The organism is Pseudodesulfovibrio sp. (genome assembly GCF_028692895.1).
Taxonomy (GTDB): Bacteria; Desulfobacterota; Desulfovibrionia; order Desulfovibrionales; family Desulfovibrionaceae; genus Pseudodesulfovibrio.
In genome coordinates this window covers 24,955-44,573 of the sequence record NZ_JAQUWN010000022.1, presented here as the reverse complement: position 1 = coordinate 44,573, position 19,619 = coordinate 24,955, and the positions used below count along the sequence as shown (strand labels likewise).

General features: G+C 68.5%; 17 protein-coding genes. 9 read left to right on the top strand and 8 right to left on the bottom strand.

The features are described from left to right. Positions 1 to 35: 35 nt before the first annotated feature. Complete coding sequence (locus PHP91_RS07630; protein WP_300139224.1) at positions 36 to 962, bottom strand: DUF362 domain-containing protein; 927 nt, start codon at positions 960 to 962, stop codon at positions 36 to 38. A 78-nt stretch (positions 963 to 1,040) separates the two neighbouring features. Here PHP91_RS07630 and PHP91_RS07625 point away from each other — a divergent pair, with 78 nt between their 5' ends. The 4 genes from PHP91_RS07625 (at position 1,041) to PHP91_RS07610 (ending at position 3,659) form a co-directional block, all read left to right on the top strand. Continuing rightward, positions 1,041 to 2,597, top strand: a complete 1,557-nt coding sequence (locus tag PHP91_RS07625; RefSeq protein ID WP_300139223.1) for an ATP-binding cassette domain-containing protein — start codon at positions 1,041 to 1,043, stop codon at positions 2,595 to 2,597. Between the two features lie 227 nt (positions 2,598 to 2,824). Further along, on the top strand, positions 2,825 to 3,088 hold the full coding sequence (locus tag PHP91_RS07620; RefSeq protein ID WP_300139221.1) for an RNA-binding protein: 264 nt from the start codon (positions 2,825 to 2,827) through the stop codon (positions 3,086 to 3,088). 114 nt (positions 3,089 to 3,202) lie between these two features. Next, on the top strand, positions 3,203 to 3,352 hold the full coding sequence (locus tag PHP91_RS07615; protein WP_300139219.1) for a hypothetical protein: 150 nt from the start codon (positions 3,203 to 3,205) through the stop codon (positions 3,350 to 3,352). A 76-nt stretch (positions 3,353 to 3,428) separates the two neighbouring features. Then, entirely contained in the window at positions 3,429 to 3,659 is a 231-nt protein-coding gene (locus PHP91_RS07610; protein WP_300139217.1) for a cold-shock protein, read from the top strand. Positions 3,660 to 3,742: 83 nt separating this feature from the next. On the opposite strand, the gene PHP91_RS07605 is transcribed toward PHP91_RS07610, so the two are convergent. Beyond that, positions 3,743 to 4,066, bottom strand: a complete 324-nt coding sequence (locus tag PHP91_RS07605) for a hypothetical protein (RefSeq protein WP_300139215.1) — start codon at positions 4,064 to 4,066, stop codon at positions 3,743 to 3,745. An 11-nt stretch (positions 4,067 to 4,077) separates the two neighbouring features. Next, on the bottom strand, positions 4,078 to 5,766 hold the full coding sequence (locus tag PHP91_RS07600; RefSeq protein ID WP_300139213.1) for a glycosyltransferase: 1,689 nt from the start codon (positions 5,764 to 5,766) through the stop codon (positions 4,078 to 4,080). Positions 5,767 to 5,847: 81 nt separating this feature from the next. Between PHP91_RS07600 and PHP91_RS07595 the strand changes: the two genes are divergently transcribed. Both PHP91_RS07595 and PHP91_RS07590 read left to right on the top strand, forming a co-directional pair. Continuing rightward, positions 5,848 to 7,416 carry a glycosyltransferase family 2 protein gene (locus tag PHP91_RS07595; RefSeq protein WP_300139211.1) on the top strand — a complete coding sequence of 523 codons (1,569 nt, stop codon included), beginning with the start codon at positions 5,848 to 5,850 and terminating at the stop codon, positions 7,414 to 7,416. A gap of 151 nt (positions 7,417 to 7,567) precedes the next feature. Further along, the gene (locus tag PHP91_RS07590) at positions 7,568 to 8,116 is read left to right on the top strand and encodes a hypothetical protein (RefSeq protein ID WP_300139209.1); all 549 of its coding nucleotides are present in this window, start codon (positions 7,568 to 7,570) and stop codon (positions 8,114 to 8,116) included. A 691-nt stretch (positions 8,117 to 8,807) separates the two neighbouring features. Here the strand turns inward: PHP91_RS07590 and PHP91_RS07585 are convergent. The 5 genes from PHP91_RS07585 to PHP91_RS07565 are packed head-to-tail and all read right to left on the bottom strand — an operon-like array spanning position 8,808 to position 15,176. Then, entirely contained in the window at positions 8,808 to 10,421 is a 1,614-nt protein-coding gene (locus PHP91_RS07585; protein WP_300139207.1) for a glycosyltransferase, read from the bottom strand. A gap of 59 nt (positions 10,422 to 10,480) precedes the next feature. After that, positions 10,481 to 12,058 (bottom strand): sigma 54-interacting transcriptional regulator, encoded by a 1,578-nt coding sequence (locus PHP91_RS07580; protein ID WP_300139205.1) that lies wholly within the window; start codon positions 12,056 to 12,058, stop codon positions 10,481 to 10,483. A 10-nt stretch (positions 12,059 to 12,068) separates the two neighbouring features. Further along, positions 12,069 to 12,665 (bottom strand): indolepyruvate oxidoreductase subunit beta, encoded by a 597-nt coding sequence (locus tag PHP91_RS07575; RefSeq protein ID WP_300139203.1) that lies wholly within the window; start codon positions 12,663 to 12,665, stop codon positions 12,069 to 12,071. Next, positions 12,666 to 14,501 (bottom strand): indolepyruvate ferredoxin oxidoreductase subunit alpha, encoded by a 1,836-nt coding sequence (iorA, locus tag PHP91_RS07570; protein ID WP_300139201.1) that lies wholly within the window; start codon positions 14,499 to 14,501, stop codon positions 12,666 to 12,668. 21 nt (positions 14,502 to 14,522) lie between these two features. After that, on the bottom strand, positions 14,523 to 15,176 hold the full coding sequence (locus tag PHP91_RS07565; protein WP_300139199.1) for a tetratricopeptide repeat protein: 654 nt from the start codon (positions 15,174 to 15,176) through the stop codon (positions 14,523 to 14,525). A 332-nt stretch (positions 15,177 to 15,508) separates the two neighbouring features. Between PHP91_RS07565 and PHP91_RS07560 the strand changes: the two genes are divergently transcribed. The 3 genes from PHP91_RS07560 (at position 15,509) to nadD (ending at position 19,599) form a co-directional block, all read left to right on the top strand. Next, entirely contained in the window at positions 15,509 to 16,768 is a 1,260-nt protein-coding gene (locus PHP91_RS07560; protein WP_300139197.1) for a glutamate-5-semialdehyde dehydrogenase, read from the top strand. Between the two features lie 738 nt (positions 16,769 to 17,506). Then, the gene (locus PHP91_RS07555) at positions 17,507 to 18,847 is read left to right on the top strand and encodes an NAD(P)/FAD-dependent oxidoreductase (RefSeq protein ID WP_300139195.1); all 1,341 of its coding nucleotides are present in this window, start codon (positions 17,507 to 17,509) and stop codon (positions 18,845 to 18,847) included. 95 nt (positions 18,848 to 18,942) lie between these two features. Next, positions 18,943 to 19,599, top strand: a complete 657-nt coding sequence (nadD, locus tag PHP91_RS07550) for a nicotinate (nicotinamide) nucleotide adenylyltransferase (RefSeq protein ID WP_300139193.1) — start codon at positions 18,943 to 18,945, stop codon at positions 19,597 to 19,599. Positions 19,600 to 19,619: the final 20 nt, after the last annotated feature.

Genomic DNA, 19,619 nt, shown 5'->3' with positions numbered 1-19,619 from the left:
CCGAGCATACCTCCGGGCCGGGATCAGCGCAAGGGCTATCCGGCGCGGCGGACGTAGGCGATCAGGCTCTTGACCCTTCCCCGGAGCAGCCGCATGGGCGCGAAGGAGAGGTCCTTGGCTGGCGAGGGCGTGAACCCTGCGGCGTCGAACTCGGCGGGCGTCAGGAGGGGATAGGCGGCGTCCTCGGGGCGCGCGCCCGGCAGGCCGCGCGCCAGGGCCTCGGCCCAGAGGGGCACGGCGTCCGGCCCAAGGCCGAAGATGTCGTAGGCGGCGGCGTCCAGGGCCACGGGGTTCAGGGACGCGCCCAGGAGCCCCAGGTCGAAGGGCTCGCCCTTGATGGGCCCGTCGCGGTGCAGGGGCTGGACGCCGTCCAGCAGGTGCGCGGTCCGGGGCAGGGCGAGGCAGACGTCCATGAGCATGGCCCGGAACCGCTCCGGTTCGTGCCCCAGCCGGTAGTGGGCCAGGGCCTTGCGGCAGCCGACCACGCAGCCGAACAGGTTCTTGACTGCGCCGGACATGGCCATCTGGCCGTGGACCTTGAGCTTGGGCGCGTTGAGGACCAGGTCCGCCTCCAAGGCGTCGCGGGACACGCCGACGGCGGTCCCGTCGGACAGGGGCAGGGGGACCGGCCGGGCCAGGGTCCGGACCCGGAGCCCCAGCGGCCGCAGGGCTTCGTCCAGGCCCGAGGCCCTGGCCACGCGCCCGGCCGGGCCGAAGGCCGGGGAGTCGGCCACGGTCACCCGCGCGCCGTGGTCCAGGAGCCAGGCGCAGGCGGCGCGAACCACCCCGGGATGCGTGGTGCAGAACCGGGCGTTGGCCGCGCTGACGAGGTTGGGCTTGACCAGCACGCGCGCGCCGGGCGGGACCGTGGCCCCGGAGGTTTCGAGGACCAGGGCGGTGGCCGGGTCGAGCCGGGCGGCGTCGTAGCCGGGGACGCGGGTGAGGGCGACGGTGGCGGGCATGGCCCAGCATAGGGCACAACCCGGCGCGGACTCAAGGGAAAGGGTTGCCTTCCGGCCCCGGAAGGGCGACAGTGCGCCATGCACCATCTCATTGAACTGGAGGGGGTCGCGGTCACGCGGGCGGGCCTGCGTCTGGCCGGGCCGCTCGACTTCATCTTGGACCGTGGCCGACACACCGCCCTGGTCGGCGAAAACGGGGCGGGCAAGACCACGCTCCTCAGGCTGTTGCGCGGCGACCTGGCCCCGGACCTGGGCGGCCGCCGCGTCTACGACTTCGGCGACGGCCCGCAGCGGAGCCCCCTGGGGCTTCGGCAGCGCATCGGCCTGGTCTCCCCGGACATGCAGGACTTTTATACCCTGAACGCGCCCCACGCCCCGGCCCGGTCCGTGATCCTGGCCGGGTTCTGCGACTCCCCGCTGCTCTATGGCGAGCCCACGCCGGAACAGGCGGCGGGCGCGGACCGGATCATCGAGAGGCTCGGCATCGGCGACCTGGCGGTCCGGGCCATGGGCACGCTCTCCACGGGCCAGGCTCGCAAGGTGCTGGTGGCCCGCGCTCTGGCCTCGGGCCCGGACGTGCTGGTTTTGGACGAGTACCTGGATGGCCTGGACCAGGGGGCGCGCGCCGAGGTCCTCGATCTGCTGGAGCGGGCGTCCGGGCTGGCCACCCTGGTCATGGCGGCCCACCGCGCGGGCGACCTGCCCCCGGCCATCCGCCGGGTGGTGGTCATGGCGGACGGCCGCGTCGCGGCGGACCTGCCGCGCGAGGAGGGGCTGGCCCGGCTGGGGGAAGCGGCCCCCGCGCGCCCCCTTGCCCTGCCCGAGGGCGCGGCCCGCGCCCTGCCGGGGCCGGACGCCGCGTCCCTGGAATTCCTGCTGCGCATCCGCAACGCCTCGGTGGTCATCGACGGCAACCGCATCCTGGACCGCATCGACTGGGAGGTCCTGCCCGGCGAGCACTGGCTGGTGCTGGGCGAGAACGGGGCGGGCAAGTCCACGCTGCTCCGGCTGGTCCTGAGCGACCTGGCCCCCTATGCCGACGACAAGCACGGCGCCGGCACGGTGGAGCGGCTGGGCGGCATGACCATGGACGCGGCGCGGCCGCTCATCGGCGTGGTTTCGCCCGCGCTCCAGGCCTCCTACGGCCGCGAGCTGGGCTGGGAGGTCACGGCGCTGGAGACGGTCGTCTCGGGCCGCCGGGGGAGCGTGGGCATGTTCGACGAACCCACGGACGCGGAGCTGCTCGCCGCGCGCGAATGGCTGGAGAGGGTCGGCCTGGGCCGGATGGCGGACCGGCCGTTGCGGCGCATGTCCTACGGACAGCAACGCCGGGTGCTCCTGGCCCGGGCCATGGCCGCCGGGCCGCGCCTGCTCCTGCTCGACGAGCCGTTCTCCGGCCTGGACCCGGCGTCGCGCGCGGACCTGGCCGGACTGATCGGCGATCTGGCCGCCGCCGGGACGCCCCTGGTCCTGGTCACGCACAACGTCGAGGACCGGCTCCCGGCCATCAACCGGGTCATGATTCTCGAAGGCGGACGACAGCTCTTTTGCGGCCCCGGCGACGGGCGCGGAGCGGCCCCGGCTGCGGGCGGCGGGGCTATTCCCGCCGTATCGAACGGGATTACGGAAGGTTAGGCGGTCACAAAAAACATATAATTGTTCTTGACTTTGTGCGGCTCCTGGCAAATAGAGGTGGCTCGACACCAGAGGCACCCGTGGAGGCGCGGCCGGATGCGGCCAGGTCTGGTTGAAAGGAAACAGGCAAAACGAGGAGCGGCGTGCGTATCGTGTGCGTTGCTCCCTTTTTTAAGCAAGACGTACGGGCGTCGGCTATACTATCATTTTTTAAGGAGCATTTGGTAATGTCCAAGAACATCTATGTCGGCAATCTGCCCTGGTCGGCCACTGAGGAAGAGGTCCGCAAGGCCTTTGAGGCTTACGGTCCGGTCACTTCCGTGAAACTGGTCCAGGATCGCGAGACCGGCCGCCCCCGCGGCTTCGGCTTCGTGGAAATGGAGGGCGAGGGCGCCCTGGAGGCCATCGAGGCCATGGACGGCAAGGACTTTGGCGGCCGCAGCCTCAAGGTCAACGAAGCCCGTCCCCGCGCCGAGCGCCCCCGCTGGTAAGCGGATTCCCGATCAGTCAGTCAGGCATTAGCGAACGCCCGTCTCTCTTTTCGGGAGACGGGCGTCTTTTTTTTCTCCGCCGTCGGCGGGTTCACCCACAATCCGGGAGGTGTTTTGGCCAAGCCCAACTACAAGTTTGAGAAGCGACAGAAGGAATTGGAAAAGCAGAAGAAAAAAGAACAGAAGCAGCGTCGCAAGCAGGCCCGGAAGGATGGCGTCCCCGTGGAAGGGGAATCCGACGACCAGGACCGCGAGGACGCCTGAGCCCGCTCCGGCATTGCCAAGAACGGCCGGTTGAGGGTATCCTGACCCCGGTTTCCATTCGACCCGGAGGTATCCCGTGCGGCGCGAAGGCGAAGTGAGCTGGTTCAACGATCAGAAGGGGTTCGGTTTCATCACCGGCGACGACGGCGTGGACGTTTTCGTCCACTATTCCGAGGTCGTCCGCGACGGGTTCCAGACCCTGGAGGCGGGCGAGCGAGTGACCTACGACGTCACCGACGAGGACATCGGCCCCAAGGCCGTGGAGGTCCGGCTCAAGGACGAGAAGCCCCGGCTGTCCAGTCTTTAGCCGATCCGGCCCGCCAACGGAAAAGGCCGCCCTTTGGGCGGCCTTTTCGTTTCCGGATTTCCGGAACGCGGCGGGGCGCGACGTTAAAGCCCATGTTCTCTTTGATGGGCGTCCAACACGTTGTCCACCTTGACCCGCTTGGTCTCGATCCTGCCGCCCCGGATGGTGTAGCGGATGACCTCCCACTCCACATTGTCGATGTACTCCACGTTGCCGTAGCCGTTCTCCGGCAGGAGCGCGGCCATCCGTTCGATGAAGTCGTCGATCATCAGGTACGGGCCCTCGTGGTCCAGGCGCAGGACGTCGCCGTCGTAGGCCACCTGTTCGAAGGGGATGGCGTCCCGGACCTGCTCGAAGAGCTCCGGCGAGACGCGGTGAAAATCGCCGTATACGCGTACGTCTTCCATGGACCGGTTCCTTACCCGCGCGTCCCGAGCCGGTCAACCAGGAAGCCGTGCCTCGCTTCGTAGTCGCGTCGGAGCAGCTCGCGGTTGGCCGCGACGAGCGTGGCCAGTTGCTCGTCCGAGTATTTGGTGTCCAGCTTGTACTTGTTGCCCATGACGTGGCCGATCTGGCGCGCGGTCTGGGCCTTGGCCAGGCTGGAGTGCTGGACGTGGCGCACGGCCAGGGTCCCGGCGTAGAGCGCGGGCATGCCGCCCAGCGCGCTGCGCAGGTCGCGGTCCAGGTCGTCGAACTGGGACGGGGTGTAGCGCAGGTCGAACCCCCCGGCCTTGTCCACGGCGCTGAGCGCCACCATGTGGCAGCAGCCGGACACGGACAGGCAGGGCCGGGTGTAGGCGAACATTCCGGTGTCCGGCGACCCGGCGCAGTTGTCGAAGACCAGGACGCGGTTGGGCAGGCCGCCCGGCTCCGTGGGGCGCGGCGGCTTGGGGATGAGGTTGTAGTCGGCGGATTGCAGGCCGAAGGGCGGAACGGCCGCCGTGATCCGGCAGCCTACCGCGCCCAGGTCGTCGCGTCCGTCTGCCGCGCCCAGCAGGTGGAGCAGCCAGTTCTCGGGCAGGACCACGTCGTCGTCCAGGAAGGCCGCCCACTTGCGGGAGCGGACGCCCTCCAGGGAAAGCAGCCAGTTGCGCGCGGCGGGCGCGCCCACGTTGACCGGCAGGGTCTCCACGTGCAGTCGGTCGCGGCCGAAGCGGTCGCGGGCGGCGGCCAGGACCTCGGGCGTGCGGTCCGTGGACCCGTTGTCCAGGGCGAAGATGCGCGCCCCGCCCAGTTCGCACTGCGCCAGGCTCTCCAGTGTGTCGGCCAGCAGGTCCGCCTTGTTCCAGGAGTAGACCAGCACGGCGGCGTCGGACGCGGCGTCGGGCCCGGCCAGCACAACGGGCGCGAACAGGTCGTGCAGCTTCAACGTCAGGTTGACGTGCCAGGGCAGCCCTTTCCAGAGCTGCGCCAGCGCGCCCTTGGCCTCGCCCTTTTTGCCCATGCGCAGGAGCAGCTCCGCGCCTGCATAGGTCCGCCAGAGCCCCCAGGCCGTGGGGTCCAGGGCCAGAACCGCGTCCAGCGCCTCCTCGGGCGGGAGGCGGTGGAAGGCCCATTCGGCGGCCAGCCGGTCCTTGAGCGGCAGGGAGGCCGCGTCCCAGGCGACCATGTCCAGGGCGGCGCGGCCGACCTCGGGCCGGTCGAGAAAGAGCAGGTCGTTCCAGCAGTGGCCGAGCCAGGACAGCCCCTTGTCCGGGTCGCGCAGGACCAGGGTGAGGAAGCGCAGGATCAGCCCCCGGTCGTCCTGCCGAGCCAGGGCGTACCAGGCGTCCATGGCCTCGCCGTCCGCGTCGGCCAGGGGGGTGGCCCGGAGCAGGCGCGCCGCCAGGCCGGTCGCCCTGACCGACGCCGGGTTCCCGGAAAGACGGGCGCACCATGCGGCCATGTCCGGGCCAAGAGGATGGGCCTGGAAGCCCCACAGGGCCATGCCGGGGAGCACGGCCCGGCAGGCGGGCTGCTCCTCGGCCAACTGGGCCAGGCCGCGCAGGAAGGTGGCGAGGTCGCCGGGCTGGCCCATGCCCAGGCACCAGCCGGAAAAGCGGTCCAGAAAGACGGGCGCGAGCCCTCGGCAGGGCGGCAGGGCGTCCGGGAAGTCTAGTCGGTTCATGGACAACGGATTACCAGAAAAGCGGCGGGCCCGGAAGTGGGCCGGGTTGACTTTGGCCGAACCGGCGCATAGGGGGAAAGCATGCCCCGTCCCTTCGATTTTCCCGCTTTGCCCCCCGACCTGCTGCGGCCGCTGCTCCTGGGTTTTTCCGGCCGGGACCACCTGCACGGGCTGGCGGCCCGGGCCCTGGCCCATTCCGCCGGGCCGGACGACGTCTTCGCGGCCATTGCGGGCGACGCCCTGCTGGCCGCCTGGGCCGAAAATCCTCTGAATGGCCACTGCGCGGTCATCCTGGCCCAGAGCCTTGGCCGGATTTCACCGCCGCCCCCGGCATTGCTGCCGGTCTTGCGGGCGGTCCTGGCCCGCTGGCGCGTCGAGCCAGCCGGGGAGGGCGGTCTGGCCGCCGACCAGATCCTGAAACAGTTGGATGACGAGCCGGAAAATTTGTTTTGGTGGAACGCCCTGGAGGCGCACTGCCGGGCGGCCGGCGACCGGCGCGTCCTGGTCGACCGGTTGTCGGCCCACGAGCCCGGGCCCGTCCTCGCGTCCCTGTTCCGCTACGTCCTGGGCAACGCCCTGCTGGCCTCGGGCGAGCCCCTGGCCGCCCGGCGCGCCTTCGGGCGGTGCGCGTCCGAACTGCCTTTGCCGACCCTGGCCGAACGGCTGGCCACGGCCCTGCATCGCGCCGGGGAGTCCGGCCGGGCCCAGGCCGTGCTGCGCGAGGCGGCGTCGCTCCGGCCGTGGCACGCCGGGCTCCGGCTCCGCCTCCACGACCTGGCCGGGGAGCTGGACACGGCGGCCGTCCTGCCGGAAGGGCGCACGGCCGTGCTGCTCCACACCCGGAACCGGGCGGACGCCCTGGCCGAAACCCTGGAGTCCCTGCTCGAATCCGACCTGGGCGACGTGGCGGTGCGCGTGCTGGACAGCGGGTCCACGGACGACACGTCCGGCGTGATCCGCCGGTTCGCGGACCGTTTCGGCGCGGCCCGCGCGGCCGGGGTAGCGCTGCCCGTGGACGTGGGCGCGCCCGCCGCGCGCAACTGGCTCCTGCATTTGCCCGAGGTACGGGAGTCGCACTGGACCGCTTTTGTGGGCGACGACGTCTCCCTGCCCCCGGACTGGCTCGCCCGCCTGGGCGCGGCCGCGGCCCGCTACCCCGAGGCCGGGGTCTGGGGCTGCAAGGTGATGGACGCGGCGGGCCCCGGCGGCCCGTGCCGCGGCGAACGATTCCTGGCCTCCGATCCGCTGGAACGGGAGCGGGAGCTCCTCGCGCCCGCGCTCGGGGTGGGGGACTTCGGCCAGGCGGACTACGTCCGGCCCTGCGCCTCCGTGTCCGGGGGGGCGCTCCTGTTTCGGACCGGGCGGCTGCTGGCGGGCGGGAGTTTCGACCTGCGCTTTTCGCCCGTGGGCGACGGCTGTCTGGAGCGGGACCTGCGCATGGTCCTGGCCGGGGGATACGCCGTGTACACGGGCTTCCTGGCAGTGTCCCGCAGGCGTGGCCGCGGGGACGGCCCGAATGCGGCCGACGCGGCGGCCAACCGGCGCAAGCTCTGGGCGAAGTATGCGCCCGAGGAGTTCGAGGCCATGGCCCGGTCACTGGACGGAGTGCTGCTGGCCGACCTGCTGGCGAAAATAAACGTCTTGGCGTGATAGTCTTACGGGTTTATAATGAAAAAATGCTGGCCTTTTGACGGATATTATTGCAAATGCCTTGCTCCCGTCGGGCTTGCGGTGCATATTGCCTGAAACGGGAACACGGCCGCGCCAGCGAATTTTTTGAAATCAATTGCAAGGAGATACCATGTCCAACAGCACTTTCACCCTGTACAGCGGCGGCGCCCAGGGCGCGGAGAACCAGTTCGGCAAACTGGCCGAGTATCATGGTCTTGCCGAGGTCAATTACACCTTCGAAGGGCACAAGATCGAGCGGACGCGCGGCGTGCGTGTGCTCACCGACGAGGAGCTGACCCGCAAGGACGTGAGCCTGACCTACGTCTCCAAGCTGCTCAACCGCAAGTTCACCAACGCGGAGAAGATGCGCAAGGTCCTCCAGACCATCATGTATCAGGTGGAGTCCGGCGACCAGATTTTCGTGGTCGGCTCCATCCAGGAGGACGGCACGGTCAAGGGCGGCACCGGCTGGGGCGCCGAGTTCGCCAAGATCTGCAACAAGGGCCTCTACGTCTTCGACCAGAATCAGGACTGCTGGTTTACCTGGCAGCACGGCGAGTGGAAGGCCGCTCAGAACCCGGTCATCACCAGCGCGCATTTCACCGGAACCGGCACCCGCTTCCTGGAAGAGAACGGCAAGAAGGCCGTGGAGGCCCTTTTCGCCCGCTCCTTCAAGTAGTCGGCGCGGTTCAAGGAACGTACAGGGCGGCCGGGATTTCCCGGCCGCCTTTTTTGGTGCCTGGAGCCTTGGGGCAGAGAAAGGAAGAAGGCATTCCGCCGTCGGACGGGCACTACCAGAATGTTGCTTGTACATACAAGTGTTGGCAGGGGAATGATGAAGGGTTTTGCGGCAGCCGGATAGGGTGTGTACGCCATGCATCACGGTCCGCCGCGTGGCTGGCTTTTCCTGCTGCGACAGGCGGCCGCATCCCCTGCACGTCTCGGTTTCGCATCGGCTATGGTGGGAAGAAATGATGATTCCGCCGACGAGGGGGGGGATGGTTGTTTGTACATACAAATGTATTGGCGAAGGAGGATAGCTGGTTTGGCCCCTGGAGGAGCCGGTGGTGGCCCTGCCGGGCCAGTGGTCATGCGGTTCCGCGTATTGCGGCGTTCCGGTCGGTCATGCCCATTCTTGGCGGGCCTCACTCGCCTCTTGCAATGGGATACGCAGGCGCGGTCTTGCCATTACTTTTGGAACAATGGAGAAGTTGCTTGTACATACAAATGTAATGGACAGATGGCCGGAGAAGGCGTGCGCAGGGGAGCGATTCGCCGGGCGTGGAGGCGGAATGCGGGGGTTATATGGAGGGCGGGTGAAGTTGGCCGTGAAGATGGTTCGAGGCAGGGGGGGCGGTCGGGGAAGGGCGTCAGGCCAGCGTTCGGGCCATGGTTCGCCAGAATGTCGCGGCCGGGCCGTCCAGGAGGGGGAGCACGGCGTCGAGGGCGCGGGCGAAGGCGGTCTGGTCGGCCATGCGCTCGGCGTGGTCCATGGCCTCCAGTTCGGGGGCCGAGAACTTTTGCTCCATCTTGGCGTGGTTGGCGTAGGCCTGGCCCAGGGCCGCGCGGGTCTTGGCCCGGCCGGTCTCCTGCAGGTGGATCACCTCCACCGCGCCGTCGTAGGCCACCCGGCCGCCCGCCTTGCAGATTTGCAGGTCGTGTTCGATATCGTCCACCTGGGAAGGCGAGAAGCGGATGTCGAAGCCGGGCACGCCGAGCCGGTTCAGCCGCTCGCGGTCCAGCAGGTGGCAGCAGCCCATGACCGTCAGGCAGGTTCGCGCGCCGTCGAACTGGCCCAGGTCCATGAGGTTGGGGGCGTTTGGCGTGAACCGGATTTTGGCCGGACCCACCTCGCTGAAGCGGCGAAAGGCGTATTGCAGGGTGCGCACCCGCTGGTTGACGCACTTGGGGCCCACGGCCGACGCCCCGAGCCGGTCGAGGGTGGCGCGGTAGCGGCCGAGCCAGTGGCGGGGCAGGAGCACGTCGTCGTCCAGGAAGGCCACGTAGCGGGCGGCGCGGACCTCCTCCAGCGAAAGCAGCCAGTTGCGCGCGGCCGGAGCGCCCACGTTGACCGGCAGGTGGACCCAGCGCGGGGCGAGGGACGGCGCGGCCGCGCGCACCCGCGCCTCCAGCTCCTTGGGCGCGCAGTCCGTGGTGCCGTTGTTGAGAATGACCAGGCGCGCCTCGCCCAGGTCGGTGGCGGCCAGGCTCTTGAGGGTCACGGCCAGCAGGTCCGGCTTGTTCCAGGTGTAGAGACAGACCGCCGTGTCCGGGCCCGGCGGGGGGACCGGCCCAGCCGGTCCGGCCAGTTGCTCGATGACGGCGGGCTGGAAGGGCTCGGCCGCGAGGGAGGCGAGGAGGTGACGCCGCGCGCCGTCGATGTCGCCCCGGTCCAGGGCCATGCGGGCGCGAAGGTTGTGGGCCGGGAAACTCTCCACGCCCTCGTCCAGGAGCATCTCGGCCAGCAGGGGATCGCCCGCCGCGTGGGCCCCCCAGGCCAGGACCGGCCCGGCCAGCAGCCCGGACGGCGAACCGGCCAGGATGCGGACGGCCCGGATCAGCGCCTCACCGGCCCCGGACTGCCACAGGTGCAGGAGGGCGGGAAAGCGGTGCTGGTTGGCTGGCTGGCCCTCCATGTAGGCCAGGAAGGATTCGGGTCCGTCGGCCTCAATGTCGGGCAGGGGCAGGTTCTCGGCCACGGGCTCGCGGCCGGTCAGGCCGCGGGCGGCCGCCAGCCAGCGGGAAAAGGGCGGGTGCGGGACGCGGGCGTCCACGTCGCGGGCCAGGCGCAGCTTGTCGCGGTTGAAGGGGTCGAATATGGCGGCGTGGCGGATCAGGGCCGCGGCCAGGGCTGTGAAGGCGTCGGGCAGGGGGCGGGCGTCGAGGATGTTCCCGGCCACGGAAACGGCGTGGTCCGGGGCGAGGTAGCCGGAGTCCCGGACCAGGGAGAGGATGCGGGCGGCGATGCGGGCGACGTCGTTCATGGGGCCACCCTAACAAAAAAGGCGGGGTTTGCGGACCCCGCCTTTTGCTGTTTTTTCGGTTAGCCTTCGAGTTTCTTCTTCGGCTTCTTGCGCGTCTGCGAGAACTTCTTCACGTCGATGTTGTACTTCTTCACCTTGTAGTTGACGATCCGGTAGGAGACGCGCAGGTCGCGGGCGGACTGGAGCATGTTGCCGGCGGTTTTCTTGAGCGAGTCCACCAGCAGCTCCTGCTCGAACTTGGCCACGGCCTCGCCGAAGGAGAGGTTGGTGCCCGTGGCCGAGCTCTCGGCCGACTGGAGGGTCGGCGGCAGGTGGTAGGTGCGGATGACCGCCTCCTCGCACAGCAGAACCGCGCGCTCCATGCAGTTCTTCAGCTCGCGCACGTTTCCTGGCCAGTGGTACATGACCAGCAGCTCGATGGCGGGCGTGGAGATGCGCTTCACCTCCTTGCCGTACTCGTCCGAGAACTCCGAGAGGAAGTGCTCGGCGAGCGGCAGGATGTCCTCGCGCCGCTCCTTGAGGGGCGGGATGAAGATGGGGAAGACGTTGATGCGGTAGTAGAGGTCCTCGCGAAACCTCCCCTTCTCCAGCAGCTCCTCCAGGGGCTGGTGGGTGGCGCAGATCAGGCGCACGTCCACGGTGATGGACTGTTCGCTGCCCACGCGCTGGATCTCCTTCTCCTGGATGGCCCGGAGCACCTTGGCCTGGGCGTCCATGGAGAGCTCGCCGATCTCATCCAGGAACAGGGTGCCCTGGTCCGCCACCTCGAAGAGGCCGCGTTTGGTCTGGAACGCGCCGGTGAAGGCGCCCTTTTGGTGGCCGAAGAGCTCGGACTCGATGAGTTCGCTCGGCAGGGCCGCGCAGTTGAGCTTGATGAGCGGCTTGTCGGCCCGGGGGCTGGACTGGTGGATGGCCTCGGCCAGCAGTTCCTTGCCGGTGCCGGACTCGCCGCGCAGCAGGGCCGTGGCCCGGCTCGGGGCCACCTGGCGCGACTGGCGGAGCACCAGGCGCATGGCCTTGGAGGCGGCAACGAAGTCCTTGGGCGGGGCGGCGTCGCTCGCGCCCAGGAGGCCCTGGCTCAGCAGGTGGTTCTGGGTGGCCATCTCCTCCTGCAACTGGGCCACGTGGCCCGCGATGATCCCGGCCACCACCTCCAGGAACTGGCGGTGGGCGGCCATGTCGTCCGCCGGGATGAGCGGGACGTCCACGGACAGCGCGCCGATGACCTCTTCCGCCTCCGCCCGCCGGTTGATGACCGGCACGCAGATGAAGCCGAGCTTGCGGAGCTCCTCCTCGCTGCGCCCGAACGCCTTGTTCAGGAACTCGGGGTCGTCGGACATCCGAGTCACGGTGATGGACCGCCCGGTGTCGAACACGCGGCCGATGATGCCCCGGCCGGGCGAGTAGGTGACGTCCTCGGCCTGGGCCGGGGAGTAGGTCAGCGAGAGCTTCAGGTTCTCGGTCTTGGGGTCCATGATGACCATGAACGCCCTGACATACTCCATATCCTGGGCCAGGATCCTGAGCAGGGCGTTGAGGGACTCCTCCAGCGGGGTGTCCCGCTTGAGGGTCTCCTGGATGGTCTTCAGCGTGACGAGGTAGCTGAGATCGGACGGGTCCTGGGTGTTCGATGCCATACTGTGGTTCCTAGGAGGAGAGCGCCTTGACGCCCAGTTCCAGGGCTTTGAGGTTCACGGGCTGGAGCTTGGCCGGGAGGTTCGCCTTGATGGCGGCCTCCAGGGCCTCGGGGCCGAAGGGCAGCTTGCCGGAGGCGCACAGGGCGGCCAGCAGGGCCACGTTGCCCGCCTGGACCGCGCCCGCCTCCATGCCGATGGTCTGGCTGTCCATGAAGTAAGCCTCGGAGGTGCACTCGGCCACGCGGGCCTTGACCTCGTCGATGCTCGGGCAGGCCTGCTTGCCCATGGCCACGGCCAGCGGCGGCATGAACTCGGTGGCCGAGAGGACCAGGCCGCCCTTCTTGAGGTAGGGCAGGGCGCGCAGGGTTTCCATGGGCTCGAACCCGAGGAGGATGTCCGCCTCGCCGTGCCCGATCTTGGGCGACTTGCACCCGATGAGCACGGTGGACTCGACCACGCCGCCGCGCTGGGCCATGCCGTGAATCTCGCCCGATGTCACGGGCAACCCCTGGGCCAGCACGGTCTTGGCGAGCAGGGTGGTGGCGGTCAGGGTGCCCTGGCCGCCCACGCCGGTCATGAATATCTTGATGGGAGTGACGTCACGCATCTAGCTGCCCCTTTTCTTGGCTTTGATGTGGCCGCAGACCTGCAGACAGAGCATGCAGCCGTTGCACAGGATCGGGTTGATCGCGGCCTTGTCGCCGTCCCTGTACATGGCGGGGCAGGCAAGTTTCTCCAGACAGTCGTGCCGTCCGACGCAGGACTCGGCCACGTAGGCCACCTGCGGGGCGACCTTCTTGTAGACCCGGCGTGCGTAGAGCGGGCACGGCTCCTTGGCGATGAGCACGCGCACGCCGGAGAGCGCCTTCAACTCCTCGAAGGCCTCGACGGTCTTCTTCTGGTTGAAGGGGTTGACCGTGCGGATCTCCGTGACGCCCAGGCCGCGGATGGCGGCCTCGATGGAGAGGGGGTTGTCGTTCTCGCCGATGACCGTCTTGTCCACGCCTGGGTTCGGCTGGTGGCCGGTCATGGCCGTGGTCCGGTTGTCCAGGACCACGAGCAGCAGGTTGTGCTTGTTGAAGACCGCGTTGGCCACGCCGGTCAGGCCGGAGTGGAAGAAGGTGGAGTCGCCGATGAAGGCGACCACGGGCTTGCCCGTGGCCATGGCCATGCCGCTGCCCGCCGAGACGGACGAGCCCATGCACACCAGGAAGTCGGCGGCCTTGAGCGGCGGCAGGATGCCCAGGGTGTAGCATCCGATGTCGGACGAGTAGATGGCGTCGTCGCCGAAGACGTTGCGCGCGGCGAAGTAGGTGCCGCGGTGCGGGCAGCCCGCGCAGAGGTTCGGCGGACGGCCCGGCAGCTCGGGCAGTTCGCAGTCGCAGGCCGGGACCGGGCCCTCGCCCAGCTCGGCGCGGATGGCGTTGTCCACCATGGTGATGTTGAACTCGCCGTGGCGGGGCAGGGCGTCCTTGCCGGAAATCTTCACGCCGAGCCCGTTCTTCTGGGCCAGGACGCGCAGGTCGTTCTCCAGGATCGGCTCCAGCTCCTCCACCACCAGGACCTTGTCCACGCCATTCAGGAAGTCGAGGCAGAGGGTCTCGGGCAGGGGATGGGTGAAGCCGAGCTCCAGCACGGAGCACTTGTCGGCCAGGCCGGAGGCGGCCAGGGCGTCGGCCACGTAGGCGCGGCTGATGCCGGAGCAGACGATGCCGAGCTTGCCCTCGCCGGTGACGGTGTTGTAGGGCGAGTGCTCGGCCTCCTCTCTCAGGGCGGCCAGCCGGTCGATCAGGGCCAGGTGCATGGGCCGGGAGAAGGCGGGGATGGGCACGAACTTCGACGGACTGCGGGTGAAACCGTCGGGCTTGCCCGGATCGGGCGCGGGGCCGAACTCCACCGGGCCGCGCAGGTGGTTGACCCGCGTGGTGGTGCGCAGCAAAAGCGGCGCGCCGTGCTTCTTCGAGAGCAGCAGGCCGTCGCGGGCCATGTCCTTGGCCTCCTGGGCCGTGGCGGGCTCCAGCACGGGCATGCCGCCCAGGCGGGCGTAGATGCGGTTGTCCTGTTCGTTCTGGCTGGAGTGGCAGCCGGGGTCGTCGGCCGAAAGCAGGACCAGGCCGCCGGGCGCGCCGGTGTAGCACAGGGTCATGAGCGGGTCGGCCGCCACGTTGACGCCGACGTGCTTCATGGTCACCAGGGCCTTGGCGCCGCCCATGGTGGCGCCGGCGGCCACTTCCAGGGCGACCTTTTCGTTGACGGAATACTCGAAGTAGTATTTCCCTTCGGGCGAGAGCTTGTAGAAGGTGTCGGGGACCTCGGAGGACGGGGTGCCGGGATAGCAGGTGACCACCTGGACGCCAGCCTCCACGCAACCGCGCACGATGGCTTCGTTGCCGAGCAGGAGGTGGGTGGCGCCGGGGGTATCCGCCAGCAGGGGATTGGCCATGATGATACTCCTAAAACAGCCTTATTGGGCTTCCAGTTGGGCGATCTTGAAATCGACGAAGGGCTTGTCGGCGACCTGCTTTTCGGCCAGGACCTTGTAGGCGGCCAGGGCCTGGGCCTTGTCGCCCGCGGCTTCGGCGGCCACGGCCAGTTGGCGGTTCACCGGGACGGTGTACTCCTCGCCCACGGTGCCCTGGAGGTCCGTGAGGATGGTTACGGCGTCGGCGGGCTTGCCGGCCAGCACCAGGCACTTGGCGCGGCCCATCCGGGCCACGATCTTGAGGTCGTCGTCGGTCTCCCCGGCCAGGCTGTCCCAGTATCCGGCGGCCTTGTCGAAGGCTTCAGCGGTCATGCTGGCCTCGGCCAGCTCAAGCAGCAGGGCGGGCTTCACCGAGTCCGGGGCAGAGGCCAGCAGGCCCTCCAGCGCGGTGATCCTGTCCTGGCCGGTCTTTTCGAGGAGAATGTCCCCCAGCGCGGCCTGGGCCTTGTCCTCGGCGCGGCTGCTGTAAGCCCCCCAGCCGACGTAGGCCAGGGTGCAGACGAGGATGGCGCCCACGCCCAGGGCGATGGACTTGCGGTATTTGTAGGCCGTTTCGAGGGCGGGGTGCATGGAATCGGGGACGCGGGATTCGAATTCCCCGATCGGGTTGTTCTCAGTGGGATTGGTCTGGGCCATTGCTAGTCATGTCCTCCATTAAGGATGTGTCTCTCGCCGGAACGCCCGGAAAGCGGGGCCCGGCAACGCAAAGCGCTTGATAAGCAAAATTGTAAAAAAGGTCAAAGGCTATTTTGGCGGGGCGGCTCGTTTTGGACAAATCCGCCCCTTGGCGGAAAGGGTCATTGTGCAGAAATGACAAAATGCGTAAAACGGACGGGGGCAAGGCGCGAAAAGTGAAGAAGATGCGCGCCCGGACGGTTTGACTTTTCCCCCCGGCGCGGGTTAGCTCTTCCCTCTGCTGAAAAAAGAACAAAATTCGGCTGCGCGCCGATGAACCATAAGGAGTCGTCATGGACGTGCGGGAACAGATGGTGGACATGGGCAAGCGGGCGAAGCGGGCGGCCCGGAAGCTGGCCTCCGCCTCGGGCGGCGCCAAGCGCGACGCGCTGCTGACCCTGGCCGACCTGCTGGAGGCGGAGCGCGACGCCATCGCCGAGGCCAACCGGCTGGACCTGGACGCGGCCGAAAAGCGCGGCCTGGACAAGGCGCGGGTGCAGCGGCTGACCATCACGGACAAGGTCCTGGGCAACATGGTCCAGGGCTGCCGCGACGTTGCGGCCATGGCCGACCCCGTGGGCGAGATCGAGTCCATGACCAAGCGGCCCAACGGCATGCTGGTCGGGCGGATGCGCATCCCGCTGGGCGTGGTGGCCATGATCTACGAATCCCGGCCCAACGCCACGGTGGACGCGGGCATCCTCTGCCTCAAGGCGGGCAACGCCGTCATCCTGCGCGGCGGGTCCGAGGCCTTCCATTCCAACCGCTGCCTGGCGGACCTCATGCACCGCGCCCTGGACAAGGCGGGCCTGCCCGCCGACGCGGTCCAGGTGCCGCCCACCACGGACCGCGAGGCCGTGGCCGAGCTTCTCAAGCTGAGCGACTACATCGACGTGGTAATCCCGCGCGGCGGCGAGGGGCTGATCCGCGCCGTCACCGAACAGGCGACCATGCCGGTGCTCAAGCATTTCAAGGGCGTCTGCCACATCTTCGCCGATGCCTCCTGCGACATCGTCAAGGCCGTGCCCATCATCGACAACGCCAAGACCCAGTACCCCAGCGGCTGCAACGCCCTGGAGTGCCTGCTGGTCCATGCGGGCGTGGCCGAGGTGCTGCTGCCCAAGGTGGCCGCCGCCCTGGCCCCCAAGAACGTGCGCTTCAAGGCGTGCCCGCGCTCGCTCCCCCTGCTGGGCGACGCGGCCGAGCCCGCCGCGCCCGGCGATTGGGGTTTCGAGTTCCTGGACATGGTCCTGGCCGTCCGGATCGTGGATTCGCTGGACGAGGCCATGGATTTCATCGCCGAGCACGGGTCCAACCATACCGAGGCGATCCTGAGCGAGGACTATGCGCACTGCATGCGGTTCGTCCGCGAGGTGGACGCCTCCCTGGTGGTGGCGAATGCGACCACGCGGTTCAATGACGGCGCGCAGCTTGGGTTGGGGGCCGAGATCGGCATCTCGACGTCGAAGCTGCACGCGTATGGCCCCATGGGGATAAAGGAGCTGACCAGCGCGAAGTTCGTGTTGCTCGGCGAGGGGCAGGTGCGAGAGTAAACGGCCTCCGGCCGGGTTTGCCCTTTCGGGAAATGAGGAAGGCCGCCTTTTGGGCGGCTTTCTTATTTTGATGAAAGGGGAATGGGGAGGGAGGAAGGAAAGGCAAGCGGGAGCCTGGAAGTCCGGCCAGAGCCGGGGGAAGCGTTCGCTTCCCCCTCCAAGCTTTTTGATTGCCCTGTGCGGGCGGCGCTTCTTTTTTCAAGAGCAAAAAGTGCCCTTGCGGGTAACTTGGCCGCCTTCGATGTTGCGTCGCCAAGCATCCGATCCAAGCGGGACGGCTCCATCTCTCGGAAAAGCTACAAGCCGTTCCTCCACCAACATTCGTAGACTGCACCCAACCGTCCCGGTGGCCGCATAGAGCCGCCTTACCCGCCTGGTCGGCTGCCAAGCGCCGGAACACAGGGCTGGGCTTGAACGGATTTACTGGAAGGAACTACGGTCCCGGACGATTTTCTTGGGTTTCTTCCGTTGCGGATGATCGGGCTTTTCCTATGTGGCCCCGAATCAAGACAATCTGAAGTATCCTTTTCCTATTCGTGCTGTTGAGCACCAAGTGCCGTTCGGTACGATAGTATTGCTGCGCCATTTGCTTGCCGCTGTCGTGACAGCCAAACCGCTTGGCGCTCTCCCCGCAAAAGTCGATGCCGTCCCCGCAATCGACTTTTTCCCTTTCCTGCTGACAACCGTTTCGATTCTGCGCTAGGCTGAATCCGAAACCTCAGCCAAGCGAGGAACGCCATGAAGGAATATGATGCCATCATCATCGGCGCGGGACCCGCCGGGGGCGGCGTCGCCGAGCCGCTGGCCAAGGCCGGGCGCAGGGTCGCCATGATCGAACGCGACGGCTACGGCGGAGTCTGCCCGCTCCGGGGCTGCAATCCCAAGAAGGTCCTCATGGGCGCGGCCGAGGCCGTCCACATGGCCGGAGGGCTCGTGGGGCGCGGCATCTCGGCCAAACCCGTGGTGGACTGGCCCGCCCTGATGCGCTTCAAGCAGTCCTTCGTGGACCCCGTGCCCGAACGGGCCCGCAAGGCCTATGCGGACATGGGCATCGACACCCGGCGGGGCGCGGCGCGCTTCACCGGGCCGGACCGGGTGGAGGTGGGCGGCGAGACCCTGCGCGCCGACAACATCTGCGTCTGCGTCGGCCTGGTCCCGGCCGACCTGCCCGCGCCGGGCGGCAAGGGGCTGCCGACCAGCGACGACTTTCTGGACCTGCCCGAATTGCCCCGGCGCATCATCTTCATCGGCGGCGGGTTCATAGCAATGGAGTTCGCCCACCTGGCCCGCCAGGCCGGGGCCGAGGTGACCCTGCTCAACCGCTCGGACCGGGTGCTCCGGCGCTTCGACCCGCTCCTCGCGGCCGACCTGGTGGATGCCTCCCGACAGGCGGGCGTCGACGTCCGGCTGGACTCGCCGGTGCATCATGTGGAGCGGTTCGGCGAAGGGCACCGCGTCTTTATCGGAAAGGACGGGGACGAGGCCCTGGAGGCGGACGCGGTATTCAACTGCACGGGACGCCGCCCGGCCCTGGACGGGCTGAACCTCGACGCCGCCGGGGTGGCCGTGGACCGGCGGGGCATCAAGGTGGACAGCCGGATGCGCTCGGTCTCCAACCCGGCCATCTACGCCGTGGGCGACGTGGCGGACCAGGGCGCGGCCCTGACCCCGGTGGCCACCATCCAGGGCGCTGCGGCCGCCGCCAACATCATCGAGTGCGGGTCGGCCGAGGTGGACTATGCGGGCATCCCGAGCTGCTGCTTCACCCTGCCGCCCCTGGCCGGGGTGGGGCTCCTGGAGGAAGAGGCCCGCGAACAGGGGCTCGACTTCGAGGTCCGCGAGACCGACCTAGCCGCGTCCTTTCCCTGGAAGCGGCTGGGCGAGACCCACGGCCGGGCCCGCGTGCTCGTGGACGCGAAGAACGACCGCGTCCTCGGCGCGCACATCCTGGGCCACAACGCCGAGGAGATGGTCAACCTCTTCGGCCTGGCCATTCGGCAGGGTATCCCGCTCTCGGGCCTGCGCAACGCGGTCTGGGCCTATCCGACCTGCGGATATTACCTCAAGTACATGATCTGACGGGAGAAAGGCGGGCCCCGACGCTTTGACGCCGGGCCCGGCCTGTGCCATAGGAAAGGAACGCGAAGCAATCAACCGGACAGGGAGGACTTGCGGTGAAGATCGGTATTCTGGGCGGCAGTTTCAATCCCGTGCACATCGGCCATCTGCGCATGGCGCTGGAGGTGCGCGAGCGCCTCGCCCTGGACCGGGTGGAGCTGGTCCCGGCCAAGCGGCCGCCGCACAAGGAGGGCGCGGACATGCTGCCTTTCGAGACGCGCCTCGACCTGGTCAACCGGGCCATCGAGGGCGTGCCCGGCCTGGGGAGCAATCCGCTGGAGGGCGAGCGGCCCGGCCCGTCCTTCACTTGCGACACCCTGCATTGCTACCGCACCGAGCGGCCCGAGTCCGAAATCTGGTTCCTGCTCGGCGCGTCCACCTTCCTGGAGCTCGACAAGTGGCGGCGCGGGCTGGAGATTCCGGCCATGGCCTCCCTGGCCGTGGTCAACCGCTGGGAGGCGTCCGCCCAGGTGGCCGAGTTCATCGGCTCCCGCTGGCCCGACGCCGAGGCGGACGGCGAGGGCGTCTGGTTCTTCCCCGAGGGGCATTCGCTCAGGCTCCTGGACGTGCCCCGGCTGGACATCAAGGGCGGCCACATCCGCCGCCGCTGGCGCGAGGGAAGGTCCATCCGCTTTCTGGTGCCGCCCGCCGTGGAGGCGTACCTGGAGGAGCACGCCGCCGAGCTGGAGGCGCACTGGGGAAAGCGGGGCTAGAAGAGAGAAATTTATTGAGA